This window comes from Streptomyces sp. N35, from assembly GCF_016464295.1.
Classification (GTDB): domain Bacteria; phylum Actinomycetota; class Actinomycetes; order Streptomycetales; family Streptomycetaceae; genus Streptomyces.
The window spans coordinates 23,398-38,347 of the sequence record NZ_JAEIMH010000018.1 but is presented as its reverse complement, the minus strand read 5'-3'; the positions used below and the strand labels follow the sequence as shown (position 1 = coordinate 38,347).

8 protein-coding genes are annotated in these 14,950 nt (G+C 72.5%); 2 read left to right on the top strand and 6 right to left on the bottom strand.

Going from position 1 to position 14,950, the window contains the following annotated elements; all coding sequences use genetic code 11:
* Nucleotides 1-73 precede the first annotated feature (73 nt).
* The 4 genes from JAO81_RS12660 to JAO81_RS12645 all read right to left on the bottom strand — a co-directional run bounded on the left by JAO81_RS12660 (nucleotide 74) and on the right by JAO81_RS12645 (nucleotide 5,385).
* Nucleotides 74-1,516, bottom strand: a complete 1,443-nt coding sequence (locus JAO81_RS12660; protein WP_199547919.1) for a GuaB1 family IMP dehydrogenase-related protein — start codon at nucleotides 1,514-1,516, stop codon at nucleotides 74-76.
* 138 nt (nucleotides 1,517-1,654) lie between these two features.
* Nucleotides 1,655-3,931: a beta-ketoacyl synthase N-terminal-like domain-containing protein gene (locus tag JAO81_RS12655; protein WP_199547918.1), complete on the bottom strand. Its 2,277-nt coding sequence runs from the start codon at nucleotides 3,929-3,931 to the stop codon at nucleotides 1,655-1,657.
* Complete coding sequence (locus JAO81_RS12650; protein WP_199547917.1) at nucleotides 3,928-4,929, bottom strand: ACP S-malonyltransferase; 1,002 nt, start codon at nucleotides 4,927-4,929, stop codon at nucleotides 3,928-3,930. Before JAO81_RS12650 ends, JAO81_RS12655 begins: the two co-directional genes overlap by 4 nt.
* Nucleotides 4,930-4,971: 42 nt before the next feature.
* A complete protein-coding gene (locus tag JAO81_RS12645) occupies nucleotides 4,972-5,385 on the bottom strand; it encodes a carboxymuconolactone decarboxylase family protein (RefSeq protein WP_199547916.1) in 414 nt (137 codons plus the stop codon).
* A 504-nt stretch (nucleotides 5,386-5,889) separates the two neighbouring features.
* On the opposite strand from JAO81_RS12645, the gene JAO81_RS12640 reads away from it, so the two are divergent.
* Nucleotides 5,890-7,131 carry a hypothetical protein gene (locus JAO81_RS12640; RefSeq protein WP_199547915.1) on the top strand — a complete coding sequence of 414 codons (1,242 nt, stop codon included), beginning with the start codon at nucleotides 5,890-5,892 and terminating at the stop codon, nucleotides 7,129-7,131.
* Nucleotides 7,122-7,775 carry a 4'-phosphopantetheinyl transferase superfamily protein gene (locus tag JAO81_RS12635; protein ID WP_199547914.1) on the top strand — a complete coding sequence of 218 codons (654 nt, stop codon included), beginning with the start codon at nucleotides 7,122-7,124 and terminating at the stop codon, nucleotides 7,773-7,775. The genes JAO81_RS12640 and JAO81_RS12635 overlap by 10 nt, the downstream gene beginning before the upstream one ends.
* Here the strand turns inward: JAO81_RS12635 and JAO81_RS12630 are convergent.
* Nucleotides 7,721-13,516, bottom strand: coding sequence for an SDR family oxidoreductase (locus JAO81_RS12630; protein WP_199547913.1), 5,796 nt, complete (start codon nucleotides 13,514-13,516; stop codon nucleotides 7,721-7,723). The genes JAO81_RS12635 and JAO81_RS12630 overlap by 55 nt on opposite strands.
* Nucleotides 13,513-14,889: an acyltransferase domain-containing protein gene (locus JAO81_RS12625; RefSeq protein WP_199547912.1), complete on the bottom strand. Its 1,377-nt coding sequence runs from the start codon at nucleotides 14,887-14,889 to the stop codon at nucleotides 13,513-13,515. The genes JAO81_RS12630 and JAO81_RS12625 overlap by 4 nt, the downstream gene beginning before the upstream one ends.
* Nucleotides 14,890-14,950 lie beyond the last annotated feature (61 nt).

Here is a 14,950-nt window from a genome sequence, read left to right as displayed (position 1 = left end):
ACCGTACGGAGACGATCGGGCCCGTGAACAGAGGTGCTACGGGTCGGGCTCCCACCGGACCGGAGCCCGCGGACTAGCTCCAGCTGGCGTGCAGCGGCTTGCCCTCCGCGTAACCGGCGGCCGACTGGATGCCGACGACGGCCTTCTCCTCGAACTCCGCGAGGGAGCCCGCACCGGCGTAGGTGCAGGAGGAGCGGACACCGGCGATGATCGAGTCGATCAGATCCTCGACGCCCGGACGCTGCGGGTCCAGGTACATGCGCGAGGTGGAGATGCCCTCTTCGAACAGCGCCTTGCGGGCACGGTCGTAGGCGGACTCCTCGGACGTACGGTTCTTCACGGCACGCGCGGAGGCCATGCCGAAGGACTCCTTGTAGAGCTTGCCGTGCGCGTCCTCGTGCAGGTCGCCCGGCGACTCGTACGTACCGGCGAACCAGGAGCCGATCATGACGTTGGACGCACCGGCGGCCAGCGCCATGGCGACGTCACGCGGGTGACGGACGCCGCCGTCGGCCCAGACGTGCTTGCCGTACTTCTTGGCCTCGGCGGCGCACTCGAGCACCGCGGAGAACTGCGGGCGGCCCACACCGGTCATCATGCGGGTGGTGCACATGGCGCCGGGACCGACACCGACCTTGATGATGTCGGCGCCGGCATCGATGAGGTCCTTGACGCCTTCGGCGGCGACGATGTTGCCCGCGACGATCGGAACCTGCGGGTCGAGCGCCCGCACCTTCTTGATCGCCTCGATCATCGACTCCTGGTGGCCGTGCGCGGTGTCGATGACGAGCGTGTCCGCACCGGCGTCGAGCAGCTGCTTGGCCTTGCCCGCGACGTCACCGTTGATGCCGACGGCCGCGGCGATCCGCAGCCCGCCCTTGGCGTCGACGGCCGGCGAGTACAGGGTCGCGCGCAGCGCGCCCTTGCGGGTCAGGATGCCGGCGAGCTTGCCGTCCTTGTCCACGGCCGGGGCGTAGCGCCGGTTGGCGTTGTCCAGCTTGTTGAAGGCCTCGCGCGGGTCGATGTCCGCGTCGAGGAGCAGCAGATCCTTGGACATGACCTCGGACAGCTGGGTGAAGCGGTCCACGCCGGTCAGGTCCTGGTCGGTGACGACACCGATGGGCTTGTTGTCCTCGTCGACGACGACACCGGCGTTGTGCGCGCGCTTGGTGAGGAGCGCGAGGGCGTCGGCGACGGTCTGGGTCGGAGCCAGGATGATCGGGGTGTCGAGCACGTGGTGGCGCGTCTTGACCCAGGAGATGACGTCGGTGACGACCTCGATCGGAATGTCCTGCGGGATGACCACGAGCCCGCCGCGGCGGGCGATGGTCTCGGCCATACGGCGCCCGGCGATCGCGGTCATGTTGGCGACGACCAGCGGAATCGTGGTGCCCGTGCCGTCCGGGGACGAGAGGTCCACACCCTGCCGGGAGCCGACGGCGGAGCGGCTCGGCACCATGAACACATCGTCGTACGTGAGGTCGTACGGCGGCTTGATGTCATTGAGGAAACGCACGTGCAGAACATCCCAGTCGATCGGAGGGGACCTCGAGCAGGTGTGCCGAGGCAAAACGCACGTACTTCATTCTCCCATGACCTGAACGATCCGCCGCCCGGGCGGATCACCCAGGGGTTGCCGGGGATCTTCGTGTGATCAGCCAACGTGCGTGGCGGCGCCGAGCAGCGCGATGGCCGCGCCCAGCCCTTCGTAGGCCTCCGCTCCGGCCGGGAGTCCGCCCTGCTCCGGTGCCCGATCCACACGTGCCAGGGCGTCCCAGCCGTGTGCGCGGGCGGTACGCGCCGACGTGACGGCGAGGAGGAACGCTCCTTCAGCCTGGCCGCGGGCCCCGTCGGCGGGCAGCGACAGGGGCTGCGGGGCGACCGCGGACACGAGCGCGAGCTCCAGTTCGCCGGTGGCCAGCAGCCGCTCGGCCACGTGGAGTGCGGCCCGGGCGGAGTCGGGACCCGCGTCGACGGTCAGGGAAGGGCCGTGCAGGTCCACGTGCGCCGCGATCCGCGAGGCCATGACGCCCGGCATCACCCCCGCCTGACTGTCCTCGCTCGGCGGCGGCACGGTGCTCCGCACCGCGTCGCTCCACTCACGCGCCGCCCGGAGCACCCGGGGCGGCAGGCCCGCCCGTTCCAGGGCGGCGAGGGTGTCGTCCGCGTAGCAGCGCAGGGACAGCCGGGCGAGGGACAGGGGAAGGCCGGTGTATGCGCCGATGACGCCCGTACGTTCCCGTAGGCCGTCCCAGAGTGCGCCGTACTCGGCGGCCAGCTGGTTCGCCGACTCGATCGCCATGAGATGACAGGGGTCGATGCCGCGCATCGTCCTCGGCGGCATGCGCACGGCGGTGAAGTCCGGCAGCGGGTACGGACGGGGGAAGACCGTCTGGGGCGCCTTGCCCGTTCCGCGCAGCCACGCCTCGACCTCGCGACGGCCGGGTGCGCCGGGAAGCAGAGCGCTCCATCCGACGAGCACGGCCGCATCATCGCTCCGTGGCGACGACGAGCGCAGCCGCAGGGGCGTGGGCCGGTCGGCCGGGGGTGGTTCACGGACCAGGAGGTGACCGTTCGTCCCGCCGAAACCGAAGGCCGAAACACCCACCGTACGAGCGTCACGTGGGCCGGGACGAAAGGTCAGCGGCTCATCCGGGATGGTCAGTCGGGCGTCGGCGACGGCGTCCGGCAAGCCGCCGAAGGAGTGCTGAGGGGGAATCTCCTGGTGGTGCAGCGCCAGGATCGCGTGGATGAGCGAGACTGCGCCGGCCGCCCAGCCGGTGTGGCCCACGACCCCTTTGTTGCTGGTGCAGACGTGACCGTCCGCGGGTGCGAGTGCGGAGAGCATCCGCAGCTCGGCCAGGTCACCGGCGGGGGTGCCGGTGGCGTGCGCGATGACCCACCGGATGTCGTACGGACCCAGCGCGTTGACGGCGCGGGCGCGTTCGACGGCGCGCCGCTGACCGGCCGGGTTCGGCGCGAAGACAGAGGTGCCGCGGCCGTCCGTGGCCCCGCCGAAGCCGGCCAGGAGAGCGAGCACCCGGTCGCCGTCCGCACGTGCGCGGGACAGCCTTTTCAGGACGACCATGCCGGCGCCGTCGCTGAACAGGGTGCCGTCCGCCGTCCGGTCCATGGAGCGGACGCGGCCGGTCGGGGACAGGCCGCGCAGTTTGCCGAAGAAGACGCCGTTGGCCGGCGCCAGGGCGAGAACACCGCCGCAGTACGCCACGTCGCAGGCTCCTGACAGGAGCGCCTTGGTCCCCAGATCGATCGCGTACAGCGCGGAGGAGCACGCGGTGTCCACCACCATGAGCTCGGTGGGATCGTCGACGATCCCTTCCAGCGCGCTGCGGACGATCGCTGTCGGACGCGTCCGTGCACCGTCCGGATGCGCATGCCGGTAGTGGGCGGACAGCGCCGCCCGCACGGCCTGCGCGTCCTGTGCGCCCAGCGCGCGGCCCACGGCTGCGACGGTCGCTTCCAGGACATGCGTCTCGGCCGGTCCGGGGAGCCCGCCGGGCCAGGCTCCGATGTACACGCCGGTGCGTGGCCCGCCGTCCGCTCCGCCGTCCGTGCGGTGCGCGGAGGGCAGTGCGGAACGGGCCTGCACCAGCACATGCCGCAACCACACCGCGGCCGGATCGCGCTCCCCCGGGGCCCACGGGGCGAGTTGGGGGGACGGTACGAAATCGTGCAGGTACCCGCCGAGCGGGGAGTAACTGCGGTCGGCGGCGGCAGGGTCGTCGGACCAGAACTGTGCGAGGTCGAAGCGAGGGCCGGGTTCCGTGAACACGGGTGATGGCGCCTGGAGTTGACGCCACAGCGCTTCGGGGCTGTCGGCGCCCGGTACGACGACGCCCATACCGACGACCGCCACCGGGTCCGTGTCCGGCGGCGCGTGGGCAGGCTGCCCCTCGTACAGGCCCGTCATGATGTGGCACCGCCGGCCGGCCACGCAGCGGGCAGCGACGCCCCGTCGAGGGCCGCGGCCACCTCTGCCGGCGTGCGGCGCCGGTCCAGGGGCGCCACCGTCGTCACGCCCGGCGGCAGGGCCGCCTTGACCAGCCGGGTGAGCAGGGTGCGGGGTCCGCACTCGACAAAGGTCCGGATGCCGTCCCGGTGCAGCTGCCGGAGTCCGTCGTAGAACAGGACAGGGCGCACGAGGTGCTGGGCGGCGAGCAGCCGGACCTCGGACTCTGTGGTGATCCGGCCTCCGAGGGCGGCCGAGAACACGGCTGTACGGGGTTCGGAGACCGTCCATTCGGCGGTGCGGTGGGCGAGTTCGTCCGCCACGTCGCGCAGTACCGGGTTGTGGAAGGGGTACGCGGCGGGGACCTCAGCGGTGTCGATGCCCAGGGCCCGGCTCACCCGGACCGCTCGGGCCAGGGCGTCGGCGGGCCCGGACACGACGCAGTCGTCCGGGCCGTTCTCCACTGCCAGCGTCAGCGTGGGGTCGTCGAGGAGCCCGACCAGATGGGCGGTGCGCCGGCCGTCGAGCGGCACGGCGAGCATGCCGCCGGCCGGCGGGGCGGCCTTACGGAAGGCCACGTCCCTCGTGACGATGAACCGCGTCGCGTCCTGGAGCGTCAGCGCTCCGGACGCGGTCAGCGCGGCGAGCTCCCCGAAGCTGTGCCCGGCCAGCACATCGGGCCGCACGCCCATGGCGCGGATGACGTGGTACGCGGCCAGGGCACCGGCGAACAGGGCCAGGTCGAGTTGCAGAGGGCTCCGCGCGAGGGGCACGGGGGGCGGGGGCGCGCCGGTGTCGGTGAGGAGATGGGTGACACCGGACGCCGGATCGGTGCCTGCGGCTTCGTCGATCTCCTCCAACACTCCCTGGACCGACGGTACTTCGGGAGCTGTCCGGGTGAGGATCCCGGGCAGATAGGCACCTTGTCCGGGAAACAGGAAGGCTGCGCGAGGGGTCATCGGGCGCGTCTTCTCTCTGCTGGAAGGGCGGGTCGGCTCTCCTCAGAGCGGCGGGCCGGCCGGGTCCGGCACGGGCAGCAGTCCGCGCTCGGCGAGTGTTCGGCGGACGGCGAGTACGGCGTTGACCGCGCGCGGGGTGCCCGCGTAGGCGCCGACGTGCACGAAGGCCTCGACGATCTGGTCAGCGGCGAGACCGGCGTCGAGTCCGACGCCGGCGTGCAGGGCGATTTCCCGTTCGCAACCGCCCAGCGTCGCCAGCACCACCAGCGTCATCAACTCGCGCTCCGCCGTGCTGAACTGGGGCCGCTGATGCAGATCGCCGTAGATGTACGTGACGATGTGGCGGCCGAGCGCGGGGCTCAGCTCCGCGAGCGCCGCGAGAAAGGTGTCGGTGGGGTCCTTGCCGCCGATGCGGTACGCCGCTTCGAGGGCAGCACGGAACTGCTGATCGGACATGAACAGCTCCTTGCCTATGAGGCAGCCGAAGAGCCGCCGGCACGGACTGGGCGTGGGAAGAGGGGAAGAACGCCGCTGCCTCGAGTGGAACACGGCCTCGAAGGGAGCCGCCATGGGCTGCCGCGCCGCGGATGTTGAACACGTTGAAATCGGATGCGACGGTTCCGGCGGCTGAATCCGGTCGGCCCTTCCCGATAGCGAACTGCTCAGTCCTCAACGAGCCTTGTCGTGTCAGGTCCCCGACGCAGCAGGACGGAGCAGCGATGAACGATCCGATCGTGGAAGCCGAAATCCGGTCCATGGCGTTGAACGTGTTGAACGACCTCGAACCCGTGAGCGACCCGGCGCCCTCGCTTGGACGATCTTGCCGTGGGCATACTCGGCCCGTCCGGTCGACAGGCCCGCAGACGGGAGACAGGAATGGTCCGCCGCCGTGCGCCCAACCATCGCTTGCGAGGATTACTGAGTGAGGCCGGCTGGACCCAGGAGGCCTGCGCGCGAGCCGTGAACACCGCGGGAGCCGAGGTCGGTCTGCGGTACGGATACGACCGGACCTCGGTCGCGCACTGGCTCGCCGGGGCCCAGCCGAAGGCTCCCGTGCCCGAGCTGGTCGCCGAGGCGTTCACCCGGCGCCTGGGCCGTACGGTCACTCCGGACGCTCTCGGATTCGCCCACGTACCGGCGCAGCGGTCGGGCGACACGGATGCGCGGCCGCTGCTGCTGCCCGACGGAGACGGCCTGCCCTACCGGGATCTGGCCCAGCTCCCCAAGTGGCGGGAGCTGACGGTCCGATCCTCCGCGGCCGAGCCGTGCCGCGCGCCGCGGCGGATCGGCGAGGCGGAGGTCGGGCTGCTCGGCGATGCGGTTCGCCACTTCGTCCGTGCGATGCAGACCCACGGCGGCAGCTACGCGCGCAGCGCACTCAGCGACTATCTGTCCCACACCCTCGAGGTGTGGCTGCGGGCGCCCGCGGCGCCCGATGTCCAGCGTGCACTGCGCGAGGTGGGCAGCCAACTGCTGTTCGTCTTCGGCCTCATGCATGCCGACATGGGGGCGCACGGCCTCGCCCAACACGGGTTCACCACCTCGTTGGAGCTGGCCAACGAGGCCGGGGACCGTACCTCGTGGGCGATCGGCCTGCGGGCCCTGTCCGCCCAGGCGCTGGTCATCGGCCATCGCGGCACGGCACTGCAGGCCGCGCGGGCGGCCGTCGACGCGAGCGCGGGCCGGGCCCCTGCGGCGGTGCGGGCCTACGCGCTGACACAACTCGCCGTGGTGCACGCCGCGCTGCAGGAGGACCGGGCCGCTTTCCGCGCGCTCGACCAGGCCGAGGTGCTGCTGCCGGCCGACGACGAGGACGACGGGCGGCCCTTTCGCTCCTACCCGGTGAGCGCGTTCGTGTTCCAGCGTGCCGAGGCCCATCGGCGCCTGGGACATCTGGCGCCCTCCCTGCGGGCGCTGCGGCGCTCGGCGGACGTACGGGCCCCGCACGACCGGCGGTCCCTGGCCCTCACCCTGGGCAGGCGTGCTCAGCTCCTCTTCCTGTCCGGGCAGGTGGAGGAGGCCTGCGCCGCGAGCCAGGTGTTCCTCACCACGCGGGCGGGGCTGCGTTCGCGCACGGTCGGCGACACCTCACGCGCGATCCTGCGGGCGCTCGCACCGTACAAGGACCACCGCGCCGTACGGGGACTGCTGCAGTACGAGGCCGAGACAGCGACCTGTTCGTCCGCCCGGCAATGGAGTTGACGCCGCTGTGGGAGCGTCACGGACCGGGGGACGCGCGCATCCGGGTGTTCGCCGGCGTGGGCACGGGGCATGTGCGGGGCCCCGATGTGCTCGACGCCGGAGAGCGGGCGCGGGCCGCGCGCTATGTGCGGCGGGGTGACCGGATCGCGTTCGTGGAACGCCGTACGGCGGTACGGCAGGTCCTTGGCGAGGTGCTCGGGATGTCCCCCGAGAGCGTGCCGCTGCACACCGACGCGGTCGGACGGCCGTCGCTCGACGGGTGGAGCGTGTCACTCAGCGGGTGCGGCGCCGTGGCCGCGGTTGCGCTGGCGCGCGGGGTGCGCTGCGGGATCGACGTGGAGGCGGTGTTCGATACGCGCCGGGCCCGCGCGATCGCCCCGCTGCTCGTGGCCGACGAGGACGAGTGCGGACGGGACGCGCGGGCGCTGACGCGGCTGTGGACGGCGAAGGAGGCGTACGCGAAGACGGCGCAGGTGCCGTTGCTCGACGCGCTGCGGCGGGCCCGGGCGGTGGACGGCGTACGCGCCCTTGTCGCGGGCGGGACGCGGTACGCCGTCCATGAACTGCCGTTGTCCGGCCGGTTCCCGGGTCAGCCGGAGCTGTGCGGTGCGGTCGTCTGCACGTCGACGGCGCCGACGCTGTAGATCCGCATGCCCTCGAAGGACAGGATGGGCTCTCCGTCACAACTCAGCGCGTGATAGCGGCCGGTGCTCCGGTCCTCCACCAGGCGTACGCCGTCGGGGTGTGCACGGTGCAGGTCGAGGTCGTTGCCGTGCTGGTACACCTCGAGACGGTCCAACCCGACCGGCGCGCTGATCGCCACCTCGCGGGTGCCGGCCGGGCGGAGCATATGGGTGCGGGCCAGGGCGTCGATGAGCAGCGCGGGCAGGGCCATACGTCCGTAGAACCGTGCGTCAGGGGCGGTCCGCGGCAGCCACAGGCTGCGGCCGCCGCCGGGACTCGAGGTGTGGTCGGTGGTGTTGATGAAGGAGCCGCGCAGCGGAATCGGGCTGCCCGGTTCGTAGTACGGGTCGTGGGCGGGCTCACCGCCGACCGCCGCGGGGGGCGCGGTCGCCGCGGGCGCGCTGTTCAGGTCCACGTACGCGCGGGTGTGCAGGGCGTCGCGGCGCAGCACCCGCCCGTCGGGTGCCGTGGTCGTCGACGTGATGGTCACCAACACGGTGGCGGGGCCGGTGAGTTCGGCGCGCACCCGGTGGCGCACGGGGCCGCCGGGACGCACCCGTACGAACCGGTGGTAGCGCACATCGCGTACGACGTCGGGCTTGGCGCCCGGGACCAGCCGGGCCGCGGCCTCGGCGATCAGGGCGAGGACCAAGGTGCCGGGCAGGGTGGGCAGGCCGGTGACCGGATGTTCGGAGACCAGACGCGCCTGATGGTCGTCGAAGGTGAGCTCCCACTCGGCGGCGCCCACTCCGCGCCGGACCGGTGTGCCCAGGTAGGCACCGGGTGGGTCATCGGCGAACGGCGCCGTGGCGAGGCGCGGCATGGCCGAGGCCATGAACGACCGTTCCGCCGCGCCGAGTTGTACCACGCCGGGCGGACGGGGGCCGGAGTGGCTCAGGACCCGCCGGAAGTGTTCCGCGCCTTCGTCGTCGGTGACGGCCGAGAGATGGCCACGGCGCTTGACGGCGTCGCCGACCAAGGCCCGGGTGGCCATGCCGCTCTGGCCCCACAGGGTCCAGGCGACAGTGAACTCCTCGCGGTCCGCGTCGTGTCCGCCGGCCCGTGCCGCGGCGCCGAGCAGGTCGTTGGCGGCCGCGTAGTCGATCTCACCGGGCAGGCCGATGACGCCGGTGATGGAGCCGAAGTTGCACCAGTGCCGCACCGGCACGCCGTCGAACGCCTCCCGCAGCGCGTGGTAGCCGAGCAGTTTCACATCCCGGATCCGGCGGAACACGTCCAGGGATTTGGTGGCGAAGTCACCCGCCTCGTGCAGTCCGGCCGCGTTGACGAGCAGGTCGATGCGGTCATGGGCCCCGGCGATCCGCCGGGCCGCGGCCCGCACCTGCGCCGGGTCGGTGATGTCGGCGCGTACATAGTGCACGGTGTCGGCCCCGCACCGGGCACGCAGCCGGTCGACGGTGCGAACCGCCTCCCGCGCCGAAGCGAGCCGGTCGAAGCGCCGCACGGCCTCGCGGGGTGTCACCTTCCGCGCGGAGCGCAGCTGTTCGGCGATGAAGCCCCGCCTGCGGGCCGTGAACTCCTCGTCCGGCTCGGCACGCATCTCAGGGGTGAGGGCGTCGACATCGCTGGAGCCGAGCAGCCAGATGTGGCAGCGGTGCCGGGACGCCAGACGGTCGAGGATGCTCGCCGTGATGCCGCGCGCCCCGCCGACCGCGACGATGACGCTGTTCGTGTCGAGCGGTTCGGGGCCGGCCACGTCGGGCGGTCCCGGGCGCAGAGTCTCCGTGTGCCGTACGCCGTACCGGAGATAACTCACCGGGATCTGCGGGCGGTTCAGTGCCGCGGCGCGGATCTGCTCCAAGGTGGCGACGGGTTCGGCGTCGGTGGTCAGGACGTGCAGCCATGCGCCGGGCAGATCCCACAGCACGCTCTTGACCATGCCGGTGAACAGCGCACCGTGCGGATGCGCCACTCCGCGCTGCTGCGGATCGAGCAGGCAGACGACGGCGGAACCGCCGCGCTCCAGCATCTTCGCCAGCTGCTGCAGCGCGAGGAACGTGGCCTCCTGCGCCGCGATCAGGGCCGGCGCGGGCCGGCCGGGCCAGGCGGTCCGCGCGGGCGAGGCGAACACCCGCAGATGCGCGGGGTGCCCGGCACGCTCGACGAGTGCGGCCACGGATTCCACGTCGACGTCCAGCCGCAGTTCCCTCGGAGCGCGGTCGTCGGTGACGGCGAGGGTCGCGCCCGCGTTCCGTACCGCCGGGCCGAGCGCCTCGGCCACGTCGGCGTCGTCCACGATGACGAGACAGCCGTCCGGCAGCGCGGGCACGGCGCCACCGGACGCGGTGGCGGCATCGGCCGGCTCGGCCGTCAGCTCGAACCTGAGGAGGTCCGGGCCGGAGCGCGGTGCGGCGGCGGAGCTCGGTGCGAAGGCAGAGCTCCGTGCGGCGGCGGAGCTCGGTGCGGAGGCAGAGCTCGGTGCGGAGGCAGAGCTCGGTGCGGAGGCAGAACTCCGTACGGAGGCAGAGCTCGGTGCGGAGGCAGAGGCAGAGGCGGAGGCAGAGGCGACACGAGCCGTACTGCCCGGCTGCGTCTCCTGCTTGTCCGGCACTACCTCCTCCGATACGACACCGTCCGCCACAGCCTCAGCCACATCGGCCGCATCCGCCACAGCCGCCGCATCCGCCGCGGATTCGGCCCGCAGCAGACCGCGCAGCAGCACGGCCAGATCGTCGGCGCCCCCGTAGCAGAAGTCCTCGTTCGCGGCGGTCCACCGCGGTGACTCCGGAACCTGCGCGAGCACCGGCCAGCCGTGTTCCTCGGCCCGGTCGGCCGTGGTGACGGCGAGGAGGAAGCCTCCTTCGGCCATGCGGTCGTCGGGCCGGTCGAACAGCACACCGGAGCCGGGCAGCGTATTGCCGTGGGCGCCGAGCACGAGCGCCAACGCGCAGTCGCCGTCCCTCAGATAGCGTCGCGCGACGCCGAGCGCGCTGCATCCGGAGGCCCGGCCCCGGTCGGTGGCGAAGGCCGGTCCGTGCAGATCGTGCTGGTTGGCGACGCGCCCCGCGATCACATTGGGCAGCAGCCCGGGCAGCGAGTCCTCACTGACCTTCGCGACCCGGGACATGAGCCGGCTCCGGTGCTCGCGCCACCAGCGCGAGGCGCGTGGTGTGGCGTCCGTGAACGCGCTGTCCAACGCGCTGGCGAAGCAGCGTACGGACAATTCCTGGGAGAGCCGGGTGGGTCCGGCGTGCGCGGCGATGACACAGGTCGACGCGGCGACCGGCTCCCACAGCCGGCCGTGTTCGGCCGCGAGGCGGTCCACCAGCTGGAGCGCCATGAGCTGTGTACGGTCCACGGCACGTGCGCTGCGCGGCGGCATGCGTACGGCGGAGAAGTCCGGCGTGGGGTAGACGTCGCCGAAGGTTGGGGGATGTCCGGCGCCGGACATGGCGTCCAGGGCCGCGTTCGAGTCGGCCGTGCCCGGCAGCAGCGCGCTCCAGCCGACGAGCACCAAGGGCTCGGTCGCCCGCTCCGGGCGGGTGTACGTGCGGGGCGGGCGGCCGGACGGGGCGGCGAGCACTTGGTGGGCGTTGATTCCGCCGAAGCCGAACGCGGAGACGCCGACCCGGCGCGCGGGCGGCAACGGCTGGTCCTGGCACGGCACCTCGACCCCGGCCGGAAGGCCGTCGGCGCCCGGGGTGTCGTAGCGGGCCTGGGCCGGCACGACGCCGTGGCGCAGGCCTTGCACGGCGTGCACCACCGAGACGAGCCCGCTGGTCCAGCCGCCGTGCCCGAACACCGACTTGTTGCCGGTACAGAGCACTTCATTGCCGTCATCCCGCCCGAACTCGGCGGACAGGGCGTCGAGTTCGGCCCGGTCGCCGGCCGGTGTGCCGGTGGCGTGGCCCACCACCCAGGACACCTCGTCGGCGCCGTCCGGGTAGGCGCGGGACAGGGCGAGTCGCTGGCCGCGCGGGTTGGGCGCGTAGATCCCCTTGCCCTTGCCGTCGGACGAGGCACCGAATCCGTCGAGCACGGCGAGCACCGGGTCGCCGTCCCGTTCGGCATCGTCCAGACGTTTGAGCGCGACGGTGGCGACGGCGTCGGAGAACAGGGTCCCGTCGGCCTTCTCGTCGAAGGCACGTACCTCACCGCTGCGGCTCAGGCCGGTCACCTTGGAGAACAGGATCAGATACCGGACCGTGCACAGGGACAGGCCGCCGGCCAGGGCGAGGTCGCTCTCCCCCGCGCGCAGGGCGCGGGCGGCCAGGTCGATCGCGTACAGACCCGAGGAGCAGGCCGCGTCGACTGTCATGTAGTCGGCCTCTTCCGGTACGAGTCCGGTGAGGGCCCGGCGCAGCAGCCGCTCGGGCAGAAAGCCTTCCGGCGAGGCGGCGTTGGGCAGCATCCGGGCGAACGCGGTGCGCAGCTCCTGCGGGTCGACCCCCGCCGACTCGGCTTGCTTCTCCAGGAGTCGGCGCAGCGCGCCCTCCTCCAGCTCGCGGGTGCCGTCGGGCCAGCCCGCGAAGTACAGGCCCACGCGCCGATCCCGGGCGACGGCCCGTCCGTCGAGCGCCTGCAGCACCGTATGCCGCAGCCACTGTTCGACCTCGGTGGCCCCGTCGATCTCGGCGGCCCTCGGATGCAGCCTCGGCCGGTCGATCATCCCGGCGAGCGAGGTGTAGGTGGAGTCGTCCGCGGCGGGATCGGCCGAGTGGAAGTGCTCCATGGGATAGCGCCGCTCCTGGCCCGCGAAGACGGGCTCGCCCCGCCGCAGCACGTCCCAGAAGGCGTCGGGCGAGTCGGCCTCGGGCAGGAGGAGGCCGGTGCCGACCACGGCGATGGCCGGCACGGACTCCCTTACGGAGACGGCGAGTTCGCGTGGCGGGTCTGCCGGCTTCTCGCTCGGTACGGGTGACACCTCGTCGAGGGCCTCCCCCTCTCGTACCGGCGGGGGCGCGTGGAGCGCCGCCCCGCAGGCCAGACCACCGTCGGCGAGCAGGGTCTGGCCGGTGACGAAGCCCGCCTCGGGGCTGGCCAGAAGCACTACGGCGCGGGCGAGGTCGGTCTCGGTGGGCAGCCGGCCCCAGGGGGTCGCATCGAGCGTGGCCCGCTTCATCGCGTCGGAGTCGGGGAACATGTCGCCCACGCGGTTGTCCATCACCTGGCACCCGGCGACATTCACGCGCACTCCACGGGGTGCGAACTCCACGGCGAGATACCGGCTCAGGCTCTCCATGGCCGCCTTGGTCGCACCGACCAGACCGTAGTGCGGTACGACATGCCGCGAGCCATGGCTGGAGACGTTGACCACGCTGCTTCCGGGGCGGCGGGCGAGCAGGGGCAGAGCGGCGAGCGAACAGTGCCGTACGGCATGGAGGTTGAGGTCGATCGCGCGCTGCCAGTCCTCCTCCTCCAGCTCGGCGAGCGGGACGAACGCTCCGCGGGCCGCGTTGTTCACCAGGACGTCGAGCCCGCCGTGCTCGCGCTCCACCTGAGCCATCATGCGCGCCACATGGTCGGCCTTGGCGGCGGACGCCTTGATCACTTCGGCGGACAAGCCGCGTGCGCCGAGGTCGGCGACCAGGCCCTGTGCGGCGCGTTCGCTGTGAAAGCAGTTGACGATGACATGCGCGCCGCGCCGGGCGAACTCCTCGGTGATGTACCGGCCGACCCCGCGTGCTCCTCCCGTGACCAGGACGGTACGGCCGGCGAACGGCCCGGGAACCCCGGTCACCGCAGCCCGCCCGCGATGTCGCCGAGCAGCCCGGCCACCCGTTCCAGCGTCGTGTACGTGGTCACCCGGAGCGCGGCCTCGGGCTGCGGGAGTCCGTAGCGGTCGAGGGCGCGCGAGAACAGCTCGATCTGCTTGACGGAGTCGACGGCGAGGTCGGCCTCCAGGTCGGCGTCGGGTGCCATGACGTCCAGGGGATACTCCAACTCCTCGGCGTACAGGGCGCGTAGTTCCTCGATGAGGGTGCCGCGGTCCGGCAAGCCGCCCGCCTTCGGCTTCGGCTTCGGCTTCGTGACCTCTGCCTTGACCGTGGTCGCGGACGCGTCCGGCTCGTCCTCCACGGCCACGTCGCCGACCGCGTCGGCCACGGCCGACAGGACCGGCCCTGAGGAGTCCCCCGCCAACGCGGCGCGCAGGCCGGTGAATCCGACGCGTGACCTCAACGGCGCAACGGCCGACGCGTCGGGCAGGCACTGCGCGACGAGGTCCGCGAGGATCGACTTGGGGCCCGTCTCGACGAAACGGTCGATGCCGTCGCCGTACAGCGTGGTCACAGCCTGACGGAACGCGACGGGCTGGACGAGATGGTGCACCACCGCGTCCCGGATCTCGTCGACGTCGCGGTAATAGCCGCCGCACGTGGGCGAGTACACGGGAAGGTGCGGCACCGACACCTCCACCTCGGACACGGCGGGCCGGAACCGGGCCACGACAGGGGCCAGCAGCGGGCTGTGGAACGGGTGGGCCGAGCGCAGCCGGAAGTGCCGAAGGCCCAGGGCGTCGAGCACGCGCGCGAGGGCATCGAGCTCGTCGTCGGGTCCCGAGACGACCGCCTGGCGGGGCGCGTTGTCGGCGGCGATCCGCGTACGGGCCAGGCCGCAGCCCTCGACCAGGCGGGCGGGCCGCCCGGCGCCGCGCGGCACGGGGTAGATCCCGCCCGGCACGGGCGGGGCGTCCCGGAACGCCGCGTCGCGGGCCGCGAGCAGCCGCGCCCCGTCGGCGATCGACAGGGCACCTCCGGCGACCAGGGCGGTCAACTCGCCGACGCTGTGCCCGAACACCACGTCGGGCGACAGGCCGAGCGGCCCGGTCAGCACTTTGTACGAGGCCAAGGAGGCCGCGTAGATGGCGAGATGGAGGCGCTCGGGGTCGCCCTGGACGAGGGTGTCGACGGCGGGCGCGGAGCGCTCGGTGAGCAGCGGCGACACCGCGGCGGTGCCCGCGGCCGCGGCCGCCTTGTCGACTTCTTCGAGCACCTCCCCCACCACCTGCGCGGCGCGGTCGTCCCGCTGCACATCGGACAGGGAGCCGGGCAGGTAGGCGCCCTGCCCGGGGAACATCACTGCGGTCTTGGTGCCGGGTGCGATCGGTGACATGAGTCCTCAGCTCTCGTGAAGTGGCCATGCGGACATGGCCGTTCGGGTCACGGGTGGCGGG

Bases quoted from the DNA above. Each gene is read 5' to 3' on its own strand.
- JAO81_RS12655 (WP_199547918.1), bottom strand. From the start codon at position 3,931: ATGACGGGCCTGTACGAGGGGCAGCCTGCCCACGCGCCGCCGGACACG.
- JAO81_RS12645 (WP_199547916.1), bottom strand. From the start codon at position 5,385: ATGTCCGATCAGCAGTTCCGTGCTGCCCTCGAAGCGGCGTACCGCATC.
- JAO81_RS12625 (WP_199547912.1), bottom strand. From the start codon at position 14,889: ATGTCACCGATCGCACCCGGCACCAAGACCGCAGTGATGTTCCCCGGG.
- JAO81_RS12635 (WP_199547914.1), top strand. From the start codon at position 7,122: ATGGAGTTGACGCCGCTGTGGGAGCGTCACGGACCGGGGGACGCGCGC.
- JAO81_RS12650 (WP_199547917.1), bottom strand. From the start codon at position 4,929: ATGACCCCTCGCGCAGCCTTCCTGTTTCCCGGACAAGGTGCCTATCTG.